Annotated in this window: 12 protein-coding genes and 1 riboswitch; of the genes, 7 read left to right on the top strand and 5 right to left on the bottom strand. The window is 37.9% G+C overall.

Going from position 1 to position 13126, the window contains the following annotated elements; genetic code table 11:
- Nucleotides 1-95: 95 nt before the first annotated feature.
- The gene (locus tag ABXT71_RS11995; protein ID WP_415371598.1) at nucleotides 96-2024 is read right to left on the bottom strand and encodes a TonB-dependent receptor plug domain-containing protein; all 1929 of its coding nucleotides are present in this window, start codon (nucleotides 2022-2024) and stop codon (nucleotides 96-98) included.
- Between the two features lie 80 nt (nucleotides 2025-2104).
- A riboswitch (cobalamin riboswitch) is annotated at nucleotides 2105-2296 on the bottom strand.
- An 83-nt stretch (nucleotides 2297-2379) separates the two neighbouring features.
- On the opposite strand from ABXT71_RS11995, the gene ABXT71_RS12000 reads away from it, so the two are divergent.
- From ABXT71_RS12000 to ABXT71_RS12020, 5 genes are all read left to right on the top strand, one after another.
- Nucleotides 2380-3528, top strand: a complete 1149-nt coding sequence (locus ABXT71_RS12000) for an ABC transporter substrate-binding protein (RefSeq protein ID WP_415371599.1) — start codon at nucleotides 2380-2382, stop codon at nucleotides 3526-3528.
- On the top strand, nucleotides 3528-4562 hold the full coding sequence (locus ABXT71_RS12005; protein WP_415371600.1) for a FecCD family ABC transporter permease: 1035 nt from the start codon (nucleotides 3528-3530) through the stop codon (nucleotides 4560-4562). The genes ABXT71_RS12000 and ABXT71_RS12005 overlap by 1 nt, the downstream gene beginning before the upstream one ends.
- Nucleotides 4562-5356, top strand: a complete 795-nt coding sequence (locus tag ABXT71_RS12010) for an ABC transporter ATP-binding protein (RefSeq protein WP_415371601.1) — start codon at nucleotides 4562-4564, stop codon at nucleotides 5354-5356. Before ABXT71_RS12005 ends, ABXT71_RS12010 begins: the two co-directional genes overlap by 1 nt.
- Before the next feature lie 111 nt (nucleotides 5357-5467).
- Nucleotides 5468-6865 carry a DNA recombination protein RmuC gene (locus ABXT71_RS12015; protein WP_415371602.1) on the top strand — a complete coding sequence of 466 codons (1398 nt, stop codon included), beginning with the start codon at nucleotides 5468-5470 and terminating at the stop codon, nucleotides 6863-6865.
- Between the two features lie 80 nt (nucleotides 6866-6945).
- Complete coding sequence (locus ABXT71_RS12020) at nucleotides 6946-7314, top strand: 6-phosphogluconate dehydrogenase (RefSeq protein WP_415371603.1); 369 nt, start codon at nucleotides 6946-6948, stop codon at nucleotides 7312-7314.
- 98 nt (nucleotides 7315-7412) lie between these two features.
- On the opposite strand, the gene ABXT71_RS12025 is transcribed toward ABXT71_RS12020, so the two are convergent.
- From ABXT71_RS12025 to rpmH, 3 genes are all read right to left on the bottom strand, one after another.
- Entirely contained in the window at nucleotides 7413-8000 is a 588-nt protein-coding gene (locus ABXT71_RS12025) for a T9SS type A sorting domain-containing protein (RefSeq protein WP_415371604.1), read from the bottom strand.
- Between the two features lie 52 nt (nucleotides 8001-8052).
- Nucleotides 8053-10905, bottom strand: coding sequence for a carbamoyl-phosphate synthase large subunit (carB, locus tag ABXT71_RS12030; protein ID WP_415371605.1), 2853 nt, complete (start codon nucleotides 10903-10905; stop codon nucleotides 8053-8055).
- A 101-nt stretch (nucleotides 10906-11006) separates the two neighbouring features.
- The gene (gene rpmH, locus ABXT71_RS12035; RefSeq protein ID WP_415371606.1) at nucleotides 11007-11168 is read right to left on the bottom strand and encodes a 50S ribosomal protein L34; all 162 of its coding nucleotides are present in this window, start codon (nucleotides 11166-11168) and stop codon (nucleotides 11007-11009) included.
- A gap of 205 nt (nucleotides 11169-11373) precedes the next feature.
- Here rpmH and ABXT71_RS12040 point away from each other — a divergent pair, with 205 nt between their 5' ends.
- On the top strand, nucleotides 11374-11943 hold the full coding sequence (locus ABXT71_RS12040) for a DUF2892 domain-containing protein (protein ID WP_415371607.1): 570 nt from the start codon (nucleotides 11374-11376) through the stop codon (nucleotides 11941-11943).
- A gap of 98 nt (nucleotides 11944-12041) precedes the next feature.
- Nucleotides 12042-12740: a TlpA family protein disulfide reductase gene (locus tag ABXT71_RS12045; protein WP_415371608.1), complete on the top strand. Its 699-nt coding sequence runs from the start codon at nucleotides 12042-12044 to the stop codon at nucleotides 12738-12740.
- A gap of 2 nt (nucleotides 12741-12742) precedes the next feature.
- Here ABXT71_RS12045 and ABXT71_RS12050 read toward each other — a convergent pair whose 3' ends face one another.
- Nucleotides 12743-13126 carry a sulfite exporter TauE/SafE family protein gene (locus ABXT71_RS12050; RefSeq protein ID WP_415371609.1) on the bottom strand — a complete coding sequence of 128 codons (384 nt, stop codon included), beginning with the start codon at nucleotides 13124-13126 and terminating at the stop codon, nucleotides 12743-12745.

The following is a 13126-nucleotide window of genomic DNA, read 5'->3' on the forward strand; positions in this document are numbered from 1 at the left end:
GTAGTATTTTACAAAAACAAAACCTCCAAATGAAAAAGAAATAGAGTTTTAAACAAGTTTTCAAATGCACAATATAATTTATCCAATAGTGCAATCTAGAAATCTAAAGCAAGACCTACCCTTATATTTCTACCTCTAGTTTGATATCTAAAAAGTTCTTCATAAGCCGTATCCAATACATTATTAACAGCAGCGAAAAGACGGAGTTCTTTTAAAACTTGTGTGCTAACATTAAAATCAATCACACTGAAAGAATCTAAGATTACCGTTTCGCTCTCAAAAGTGTCTGGATTAAAAAATGAATCTGTGCGCTCTCCTGTCATCTGAAAATTTAAACCAAATGAAGTTGCATCTGTCAACGCATACCTTGCACTTGCATTTACTTTATGCTCAGGAATACGAAGCGCAAAACGCTCTTCCACCTGTGTATTGGTATAGTTTGCAGTCAATGACAAAGCCTTAGTAGCTTGATACCCTAGCTCTACTTCTACACCACTCGCTGTAAATTCTTCGGAAATATTCTGGTATTGAAAAATATAGTTCTCTGCATCAACCGTAACGAAGTCGACAAAATTCTTCTCATTTCGGTTAAAATAAAGTGCACTCACTCTTAGGCTATTCTTCCCTGTAAACTCAATTCCTCCTTCTAAGGTAGTATTCTCTTCTGGCATCAATTCTAGATTGCCATACAAAGGGTCGTGTAACTGAAACAACGAAGGTGTAATATAAGCTGTGCTAAAAGAAGCCAATGCTTTAAGCTTACTCTCACCTATTGTAAAAAGATATGATGGATTTATATTATATACAATATGTGATCCATAATCACTATGAATATTAAGTCTTGCTCCTGCACTAGCCGTAAAATCACCTTTATTTATGGTAGCATTCACATAAGGATCAATGATATCAAAAGTAGCGGTCTCGTCGCTAACGTTTTGAGTAAAAACAGTTTCTCCAAAAGGAATGCTGTAAGAATTAAAACTACTGCTGTTGTAGTTAAGACCTATTAACGCGGTCACATTATCTGTAAAATGATAGGTCAGATAATTGTCTAAACTATATAATTTTGAATCAAATTTACTAGGATAGCTACTTTCCGTATCTCTCTTAATCCAACTGAAACTATCATTAAAAACGTACTCGCCCTTTGCATATTTCCAAACAAAATTACCTCCGGTACGAAGCTGGCGCGTTTCAGAAAGAAAAGGGGCATCTGTATAACTGAAGTCGTCAAAAGCAGCATCAAACTCGTCGATACTAAAAAACTGACTAAATCTAATGTCTTTATTAATTTTTGCTCCTAGACGCAGCTTTGCATTATAACGTTCATAGGCATCACTATCAAAAGCTTCTTCACCTTCTGGCGCAGCAATAGCAGATAGGCCGTCTACATAGCGATGATTAAAATCAACATCGTAGGTAAACCAATTAAGTGTTCCGCTCACTTTTGCTGCATTTGTAAACTCATTTGCTGCAAATTTATCATCTTTCTTATCCGCAGCATTATTGGTTCCAACCGTCGTCATAAAGCTTCCAGAAATTCTATTTGCTGCTTCTTTCTTCGTCGTGATATTTATGACTCCCGCACCAGCACCTGTGCCATACAATACACTTGCTGCTCCTTTGATTATCTCTATCTGCTCCACAGAAGAAACAGAAACAAGACGTAAATCAAAATCATTTGCAATACTCGAAGGATCATTTACTTGCACGCCATCAATAAGAATTACTACTTGGCGATTGCGACCTCCTCTTACAAAATAGCCAAGGTTCTGGCCGTCGTTACTGCGGCTTCCATTTAATTCAATTCCCGAAACTGCGTTTATAATGGTTGCTAAGTTATCCCCTTGTTGTGATGCTAACTCTGTAGCGGTAATTAGGGTAACTATTTTACCACTTTGATCACGAGGTTTTAAAATTTTAGTATCTAAATACACAGAATCAAGTGCTTGTGTTTTAGAGAACTGTTGTGCTGTCATACCAGCAGTTGCTATCAAAGCGATAGCGCAAATTACTTTTTTCATTTTTAAATAAATAAAACGGAAAAACAAGGAGAGACAGCGCAACATGCGCTAGAAATTCCTCAAACTTTTATCCCGAAAGTTGAACAATATAGATCTCTGGCAGGTCTCCTGGCTCGTCTCGTGACACCTTCCCGTGCGCCAAGGCGCACAGTGGTATAAATAATCACTGGTTTACACTACGTAAACCGACATACAGTTGCGGGTACAGCACGGGTTTTAAACCCGATTCCCTTTTAAGAACAATTAAGTTCACCTAAAGTCTGTTACAAAAGTACAACATATTCATATATGCTCATCACACTTTTATTGTAAACAATAGAACGATTACCTTTGCGGCTTAATGATAGCTATTTATATGTTTTGCACCAAAATTTTATCGAGATTACCCCTCGTACTGTTGTTGACCCTTTCTATAGCGGCTTGTAAAAACGAGGCTCCTAGGCTGAAATTTGAGACTGAAAAACCTACAACGATCAGGTATGCAAAAAGTTTTCAAATAGAAGCTACAACAAAGCTCACCTTGATCACTATCACAAACCCATGGCCAGAAGCAGACAAAACATTCACCTATGCCTTGGTAAAGGATGCTGCCTCTGTAAAAAGCTTAAAAGGACAGTTTGACGCCGTTGTAAAAGTACCACTTGAACGCGCTGTTGTTACCTCTACCACACACATTCCGTCATTAGAAATGCTAGGAATAGAAGAGACAATTGTCGGGTTTCCGAGTCTTGATTATATCTCTTCAGAAAAAACAAGACAGCTTATTTCTGAAGGAAAAATAAAAGAACTTGGCAAAAATGAATCTATCAATACAGAAGTACTTATTGAGCTTAATCCAGAAGCTGTAATTGGTTATGGCATAGATGGTAATAATCCAACTTTTACGACCATCGAAAAGACTGGTATCCCCGTTTTATACAATGCAGACTGGACAGAAACACACCCGCTAGGAAAGGCAGAATGGATTAAGTTTTTTGGGGCGCTCTACGGAAAAGAAAAAGAAGCAGATAGCATCTTTTCTGCCATAGAAAATAATTATGTATCCGCTCAAAAAATGGCGCAATCTGCGACCACAAAACCCACTGTACTTAGTGGAGCCATGTATAAAGACGTTTGGTATATGCCACAAGGCAATAGCTGGGCAGCCCAGCTTATTGCAGATGCGAATGGCGCCTATCTTTGGGCAGACTCGCAAGGAACGGGAAGCATAGCGCTTAATCTAGAATCTGTTTTAGAAAAAGGAGAAACTGCTCAAATCTGGATTGGCCCTGGACACTTTACAAGTAGCGAACAGCTGGCAGAACGGCATAGTGTCTACACCCAATTTGACGCTTTTAAAAGAGACGAGATTTATAGTTTTACGAACACAAAAGGCGCTACAGGAGGCGTGCTTTATTATGAATTGGCACCTAACAGACCAGACATCGTATTAAAAGACATTATCAAAATTCTACATCCTGATTTATTACCAGAACACGAACTCTTTTTCTTTAGCAAGCTCTAATGACCCAACATCAACTTTCATATAAAAAACCCTTATTTGTTTTGGCGCTGCTGACCATTGTGGCCTTTTTTATCAACGTAAGTTTAGGTTCTGTTCACATTCCTATTTCCGAAGTTATAGAAGGACTCTTCACGGGATCCACAGAAAAAACATCTTGGAATTACATCCTCTTTGATTATAGAATTCCGAAGGCAATTACGGCTATCGCAGCTGGTGGTGGTCTTGCAATATCTGGACTATTAATGCAAACAGTTTTTAGAAACCCGCTCGCAGGGCCTTTTGTACTCGGCCTGAGTAGCGGAGCGAGTCTTGGTGTTGCACTCTTAATTCTTGGAGCAGGCGCCTTTGGTGGTGTATTCGGGATGTTGCTTGGTAACAGTTGGAGTCTTGTGATTGCAGCGGCTCTGGGTAGTTTTATCGTATTACTCGCCGTTCTTGCAGTAACTATAAAGGTGAAAGACACGATGGCCATTCTGATTATCGGATTAATGTTTGGCAGCATAACGGCTGCGGTCGTTGGTGTGTTATCTTATTTCAGTAGTGCAGAACAATTACAACAATATATTTTCTGGTCATTTGGAAGTTTAGGAAACCAATCTTGGACAGGAATTGCAATTCTTATTACATGTTTTGTAGTAGGATTAGTCATTGCATTGGCAAGTTCGAAATCTCTGAACGCCTTATTATTGGGAGAGAATTACGCCAAGTCTATGGGACTCCATATAAAAAGGCAGACACTTTTTATTATTTTAGCAACGAGTATTCTTGCTGGAAGCATTACTGCGTTTGCCGGCCCGATTGCTTTTGTAGGTCTCGCTGTCCCGCACCTTACACGTCAGATTATTAAGACCTCTAACCATCTCGTGCTCATCCCAGCCGTTACATTAATGGGGGCTTTATTATTGCTCATTTGCGATACAATTGCGCAACTACCCTTTAGCGAATACACATTACCCATTAACGCAATAACCTCTATGGTAGGCGCTCCCGTGGTAATATGGTTATTAGTAAGAAAACAAAAACTCCTTTTCTAATGGCTTCGGAAATAATACATACTCGCATCAACGTTCGTAATTTGGCCATTGGCTACGCTTCAAAAAAGAAGATCACCACCATTGCAGAAAATATTAGTTTTAGTGCAAATAAGGGAGAACTCATTGCCCTTGTTGGCCCAAACGGAATAGGAAAATCTACCCTGATTCGTACCCTAACTGGAATGCAAAAGCCTATTTCTGGAAGTATTAAAATTTCTGAAGTAGAAATGAGCACCCTTGATTCTCTATCCTTGGCATCACAAATAAGTGCAGTCCTCACAGAGGCTCCAGCATCAACTAATGTAACGGCTTACGAACTCATTGCACTAGGAAGACAACCCTACACCAACTGGTTAGGTATCTTATCTCAAACTGATAAGGTAGCTGTAAATAAGGCCATGTCCGTCACCGAAACGGCAGCACTACAACATAAAAAATGTTTTGAATTGAGCGATGGAGAATTACAACGGGTTCTAATTGCCCGAGCTTTAGCACAAGATACGCCCATCATTATTCTGGATGAGCCCACCTCGCATCTCGATTTATACCATAGAGCATATGTCCTTAAATTACTGAAGAAACTTACTAAAGAAGCTGAAAAAACTATCATCTTTTCTACTCATGAAATAGGGATAGCACTTAATTTAGTTGATAAAATGATCGTACTGCAGAAAGACTCCTTTGATTATGGTAGTCCTACCGAACTAGCAGAACAAGGGGTTTTCAAAAATATTTTCCCAAATAACACTATCGATTTTGATGCAGATACAATGCAATTCCGCGTAAAAATTTAAACAGGAAGTGAGGGTCGCTTTTTATTTCCTTAGTATCTTTAAACTTTGAGTGTTTCAAGATGCGCGATGCGTTGAAAACTTATCTTTATTCAATAACTAGAAAAATTAATTTTGAACCAAACTGTAATCTATTTTTTACTAGCCATCATCTCTTTAGCAATTGGTATTATTGTGGGGCATCTAATCGCCCGCTTAAAACAAAAGGCAGAATCTAGTGCCCTTAAAGAGCGGTTGCAGCAACACAAATTAAACCAACAACGACTCTCTGGAGATTATGAAGACAAGCTAAGTGCTGTTTCTGACCGAGCCTCTTTACAGGAAGAAAAGTTTAGCGTTCAATTTGAGCATATTGTGTTAGAACGTGAAGGCATTCGAAAAGAAAAAGACTTTTTAAATGTGGCATTGACGCGGCGTAATTCTGAGTTTGAAAGTCTTGAATCTAAACATCGCGATCAACAAGCAGAATTAGAAAAACTACAGGAAAAATTTACAAAAGAGTTTGAAAATCTAGCCAACAAAATACTGGATTCTAAATCTGAAAAATTTACAGAACAGAACAAAAAAAATATAGATGCGGTTCTTAAACCACTTCAAGAAAAGATAGACAAGTTTGAAAAGCGCGTAGATGATACCCATAAAGAAAGTCTCACGGGTCAAGCGATGCTGCGTCAACAAATTATTGGGCTTAAAGAACTCAACGAGCAAATGAGTAAAGAGGCCACAAACCTTACAAAAGCGTTAAAAGGCGATAGTAAAATACAAGGAAATTGGGGCGAACTCGTGCTCGAAAAAGTACTCGAGAAAAGTGGACTTGAAAAGGACCGAGAGTATTTTGTACAACAAAGTTTTACGCTGCCCGATGGTAAAAGAGTCTTACCAGATGTCGTGATTCATTTGCCGGACAACAAACGTATGATTATTGATAGTAAAGTATCTCTAGTTGCATATGAGCGTTTTGTAAATGAGGAAGATGATATCCAACAAGCACGACATTTAAACGAGCACCTCGCATCACTCAAACGTCACGTAGACCAATTAAGTGAAAAGAACTATCACGACCTCTACGAAATGGAAAGCCCAGATTTTGTCTTGCTTTTTGTTCCTATAGAACCCGCATTTGCCATTGCAATTAATAAAGACCCGAGTATCTATAATAAGGCATTTGAGCAGAATATTATTATCGTGACTCCTTCTACCCTATTAGCTACATTGCGCACAATAGACACTATGTGGAACAATGAAAAGCAACAACGAAACGCGATAGAGATTTCTAGACAAGCTGGGGCATTGTATGATAAATTCGAAGGGCTGATCAAAGACCTTACTGGTGTGGGTAAAAAAATGGATGATGCAAAGACAGATTACTCTAGTGCTATGAATAAGCTATTTGAAGGACGCGGAAACCTCATCACAAGTGTGGAGAAGTTGAAAAAGATGGGAGCCAAAGCAAAGAAGTCATTACCTGAGAAGATTATAAAACGTGCGGAGGAGAATAATGAACTTGAATAAATTTTTTCTGCGTCTTCTGTTGTGCATTTTCGTGGCAGAGAGACAACGCATACAGAAGTATTAAAATAAAATCAATTACTATGAAAAAAATACTCTTTCTAATCCTAGGAGCTATTGCTGCACTATTCCTTTTGTACTTTATGTTTGTATCATTTGTGCCTTATAGCGAGGGTACTCGTGCTGGTGAGCTTATTAAGTTCAGTAATAAAGGAGTACTCTTTAAAACGTGGGAGGGTGAAATAAGTCAAGGAATCAGTGGCGCACAGATATTTTCTTTTTCAGTGCTAGACCAAGAGCAAGAGGTTATTGATAAGCTCCAAGAATACCAAGGTCAGTATGTTAAACTTACCTATGAAGAACGCTTTGACACGTTCTTTTTCTGGGGAGATTCTAAGCACTTTATTAGTGACGTGTCCTCTGAAAGATCACCACATTTTAGTCCAGATTAAAATTTCGTCATAAAAAAATCTCGCCAATTTCTTGACGAGATTTTTTTTGCTTAGTATTTCCAAACTCCTTTTGCTGCGCTGTAGAGGTTGAGTATTACTTATTCTTTAATCAACTTTATAGTTGCCGTAAGATCGTTTGAACGAACAGTGACAAAATATACACCGGCAGGAAAATGGCTTGTGTTTAAGTTTGTATAGGTTCCTTCCCCAACTCCTTCACTTACTTTTTTACCTGTAGCACTATAGATCTCATACGTGTCTAAAGAAAACAATGATCTAATCTTTAAATCTTCTTTTACCGGATTTGGAAAAAATGTGATGTTACGCTCAAATTGATCTTGAACAGACATTACTGCTTCTACGGTCAAGGTACCATTCATAGAACCTGGATGTACCGTACATAAATAATCTATTACTGCTGGAGCTGTAAATGTGTAAGAGTATGTTGAGCCCATTCCGGTTAGAATTTCACTTCCAAAATCTCCTGGAGCGTCCATTTCGCCTGAGGCTGGTTGCACATCATGTGGTGCTACATTTGCCCACGTCCACATTACCGTATCACCTACTAGTATTGTAAAAGTAGCATCTGCCGATTCTGTACTCTGATCCCAATCGACCATAAATGTTTGCTGCGCGGTAGAGATCATAGCGATCATCATAGCTGCTAATAATGTAATTTTTTTCATAATTATTTTTTTTGTTTTCCTAAAGATAATAAATTCTATAGAAATAAAAGTGCTACTTACTCAAGTACATTTTTCTACGAGCGTATAGTTCGTAAAACTGGTCGTCTTTTAGATCATCTATAAATAAGATACTCTCACCTGTACTCTTCATTTCTGGCCCTAGTTGTTTATTCACATTAGGGAACTTATTAAAACTAAAAACGGGCTGCTTAATCGCGTAGCCATCTAGATGTGGATTAAAATCAAAATCTTTCACCTTGTTGTGACCTAACATTACTTTGGTTGCATAATTTACATAAGGCTCTCCATACGCCTTTGCTATAAATGGAACGGTACGAGAAGCTCTTGGATTTGCTTCGATGATGTACACCAATTCGTCTTTAATCGCAAACTGTATATTAATAAGTCCTACTGTATTTAAGGCAAGTGCAATCTTTTTTGTGTGGTCTTTAATTTGCTGCATAACGAGCTCACCCAAATTAAATGGCGGTAAGGTAGCATTAGAATCTCCCGAGTGAATCCCGCAAGGTTCTATATGTTCCATAATCCCGATAATATAGACATCCTCACCATCACAGATAGCATCTGCTTCCGCCTCGATAGCACCATCTAAATAATGATCTAACAGTAATTTGTTGTTTGGTATTTTCCGAAGTAAATCTACTACGTGTTTTTCTAGTTCTTCCTTGTTGATCACAATCTTCATCCCTTGTCCACCTAAAACATAAGAAGGTCTTATTAAGAGTGGGAAATCTAAATGGTCTGCAAGCGCAAGCGCCTCTTCTGTGGTTTCTGCTATTCCAAACTCTGGATACGGAATCTCTAGTTCTTTAAGAATATTTGAAAAACTACCTCTGTCTTCTGCAAGATCTAAGGCTTGAAAACTTGTCCCTAAAATTTTAACTCCATAGCGTTCTAGTTTCTCTGCCAGCTTAAGTGCCGTCTGTCCTCCTAGCTGAACGATAACACCTTCTGGTTTTTCATGACGAATTATGTCATAAATATGTTCCCAAAAAACGGGTTCAAAATAAAGTTTATCTGCTACATCAAAATCTGTAGAAACCGTTTCTGGATTACAGTTGATCATGATGGTTTCATATCCTAACTCTGCCGCGGCTAGTACCCCGTGCACACAACAGTAATCAAACTCGATACCTTGTCCTATACGGTTAGGTCCTGAGCCTAAAACAATGACTTTTTTCTTATCTGAAACAACACTATCATTCTCTGCATAACGAGTTCCGTCAGCAGTTTGCATGTCGTTTTCAAACGTTGAATAGTAATAAGGCGTCTGTGCTTTAAATTCTGCGGCACAGGTATCAACTAATTTATATACTCTCTGTACATTGAGTTCTTCCCGCTTTTTATAAACTTCGCTTTCAAGACATCTGAGCATATGTGCAATCTGTCTGTCACCATATCCTTTTTGTTTTGCTTCTAGCAATAACGCACGAGGTAGTGTATCTAAAGTGAAATTAGAAATTTCTAATTCTAATAAATAGAGCTCCTCATATTGCTTTAAAAACCACATATCTATTTTTGTGATTTCGTGGATACGGCTTAATGGGATTCCCAGTTGTATCGCGTCATAAATCACAAATACACGATCCCAACTTGCGTGTTTCAGCTTATCTAAAATCTGCTCATAATCTTTATAACTCTTGCCGTCTGCTCCTAATCCATTACGCTTAATCTCTAGCGATTGCGTTGCTTTATGCAGCGCTTCCTGGAACGAACGTCCTATTCCCATCACTTCTCCTACAGACTTCATCTGCAACCCAAGTGTTCTGTCTGAGCCTTCAAATTTGTCAAAATTCCAACGTGGAATCTTCACAATCACATAATCTAGTGTAGGCTCAAAAAGCGCTGATGTAGATTTTGTAATTTGATTCTTTAATTCATCTAAGTGATAACCAATGGCAAGTTTTGTTGCAATCTTTGCTATAGGATAGCCAGTTGCTTTTGATGCTAAGGCAGAAGAGCGAGAAACCCTCGGGTTAATCTCAATAGCGATAATATCTTCTTTCTCATCTGGGCTAACTGCAAACTGAACATTACATCCACCCGCAAAATCACCGATACTGCGCATCATATGGATTGCCATATCACGCATTCTTTGATAGGTCTTGTCACTAAGCGTCATTGCTGGTGCTACCGTGATAGAGTCTCCCGTATGTATCCCCATAGGATCCATATTCTCAATGGCACATATAATAACTACATTATCATTGGAGTCCCGCAACAACTCTAGTTCAAATTCTTTCCAGCCCAGTAGCGCTTTATCAATCATTACTTCGTGGATAGGCGATATTTCTAAGCCACGTGTTAATAATTCATCATAATCTTCTTCTTTATAAACAATCGATGCTCCATCGCCCCCTAAGGTGTAGGATGCTCTAATTACTAATGGAAAACCAAACTCTTGTGCAATCTCTTTTCCTTTTAAGAAAGATGTTGCGGTGGCTTGAGGTGCCATTGGGATACCTATATCTAGCATCAAGTTTCTAAACTGCTCTCTATCTTCTGTAATATTAATAGCAGCGATATCTACTCCTATTAATTCAACATTGAAATCTTTCCAAATACCCTTTTCATCTGCTTCTATGGCTAGATTTAAAGCAGTCTGCCCACCCATAGTAGGAAGTACCGCATCAATCTGAGGATGTTCTTTAAGGATTTCTACAATAGACTTCGTGGTTAATGGTTTTAAATAGATATGATCTGCCATAGACGGATCTGTCATAATGGTGGCAGGGTTACTATTTATTAGGATCGTTTCAATCCCATCTTCTCTTAAAGATCTGAGAGACTGAGATCCAGCATAATCAAACTCACAAGCTTGACCAATTACAATAGGACCAGATCCTATAATTAAAACCGATTTTATTGAGGTATTTCTAGGCATAAATGAAGGGTGGTTTTCGGGATATAAATTTACGAATCGACAGGGTATAAAAAAAAGGTGCTGCTTTAAAACAACACCTTTTTATATATGACTTATCAACATTATTTCTTGTGACGAAATTCTGAGGATACAGAAATTTTCTTTCTGCCTTTAGCTCTACGAGCTTTTATTACTTTTCTACCGCTTACAGATGCCATACGCTCTCTAAAACCGTGCTTGTTTCTTCTCTTTCTTTTTGATGGCTGAAATGTTCTTTTGCTCATGGTCTGATTTCTTTATTCTGAAACGATATTTTTAAACTAAATCTTTAATTTTTTATACCTACTCTCGTTATTCTGAATTGCGCTTCATCATTATTATTCGTAGGCGGCTGCAAATATACAAACATTTTTTACACACTCAACTTCTAAATGTAAAAAAATTTTAATTGTTTTACTTACCTTTGTCAACGCTTCAAAAACAAGCCATATGTTTCATAAAAATATCAAATTAATTCTTACTCTATTGTCCATTTCCGTTGCTGTTTGGCAGTTTACAGAGACTAATATAGGTAATGGGATTATGTGTATCCTTTTAGCCATTATATTCGTCTTCCTATATTTTAAAAACGAAATTATCCTCCTTGCGTTTTTGCGTTTAAGAAAACAAGACTTCCCAGGTGCAAAAAAATGGCTAGATAAAATTAAAAACCCTGAAGGGTCTCTTATTAAAAAACAACAAGGGTACTATAATTACCTGAATGGATTGATGGTGAGCCAGACCAACATGAATGAGGCTGAAAAATATTTTAAGAAAGCCGTTACTTTAGGTTTAAGTATGGATACAGACATGGCGATGACCAAGTTAAATCTTGCCGGTATTGCAATGACCAAAAACCGTAAACGAGAAGCAGAAATACTTTTATCTGAAGCAAAAAAGCTAGACAAGCATAATATGATGGACGATCAGATAAAGCAAATGAAGGGACAAATGAAACGGGCTGGAGCTCCAAAACAACAATATGGAGGTGGCCGTCAAGGTCGTGGAGGTCGCAAATAACCTTTTAACCGCAATACATCGACTTTATCCGTTAATTACCGATAAGCCAGTCTATTATGTAGCGATTTACGTAATTTCGCAGAATATAAAAGGGCTAAATGGTAAAAAAACTACTCTTACTTATCTTATTAATTTCATTTTCTGCTCGATCCCAAAATTTTGAGCAAAAAACGTTCTTGTCTTATAATATAGGAAAGAACATTAAAAATTATAAGATACAATCTAAACTTGCCTATCACGATCAGCGATTTGAGGAGGCAGATGCACTTTTTGATTCTCTTGTGAAAAATGTGATCAACGGGAGCCGCATGGATAACTTCACCGCTCACAAATTATCTGGAAGAAAAATAGAATTTAAAAAGTACGAAAAGCCTATATTCTTGATGACATACGCTTCTTGGTGTACTCCAGGAAAAGGTGAAATACCAGCACTAAACGAGATTGCTAAAAAACACAGAAATGAGATAGATTTTGTTGTCCTATTCTGGGGCACGAAAGATAATGTCAAGAAAGCGGCGCGAAAATATAATTCTACAATTGATATCCTTTACATTGACGAAGCAGACAACAAGCATTGCCGTGTCATCAGGATGTTAAAGCATAGTGTAGGTTTCCCTTCTTCCTTTTTTATAGATGAAAATGACATCGTTGTAGATATGCGTCGTGGTATTTTACATCCCTATGAAGAAGAATATAGTATATCATACAACCTTAACTACAACTCCTTTAGCAAAGGACTTTCGCTATTAATGAATGCTTCTGAAACGTCAGAAGAAGTAGTAATTGACAAACCGTAATACTATTTAGTAAAAAACATTTTTACTGCTGCTATGATTAAAATCACTGCAAAAGATTTGCGTAAGACATTCTGAGGTATCGCAACCGCAAATTTAGATCCAATTAAACCGCCCACCACAAAGGACAAAGCAATCACTATCCCAAATTTCCAGCTAAAAGGAGCTTCTCCTTCTAATGGGTTCACATAGTATGTGTAGGCCGCTAAAAACGTTACAGGAACCGATAAAACCGCAAGGCTCAAACCTTGTGCTTGATGCTGTGAATATCCTAAAAACAAAACCATTAGTGGGATCATAATGACACCACCTCCTACTCCCATAAATCCGCTAAGAATTCCCGCTAATAAGCCAATAACAATCAAAGAAACTATAAGTGTTGGATTCAT

This window comes from Patiriisocius sp. Uisw_047 (assembly GCF_047730165.1).
Classification (GTDB): Bacteria; Bacteroidota; Bacteroidia; order Flavobacteriales; family Flavobacteriaceae; genus Patiriisocius.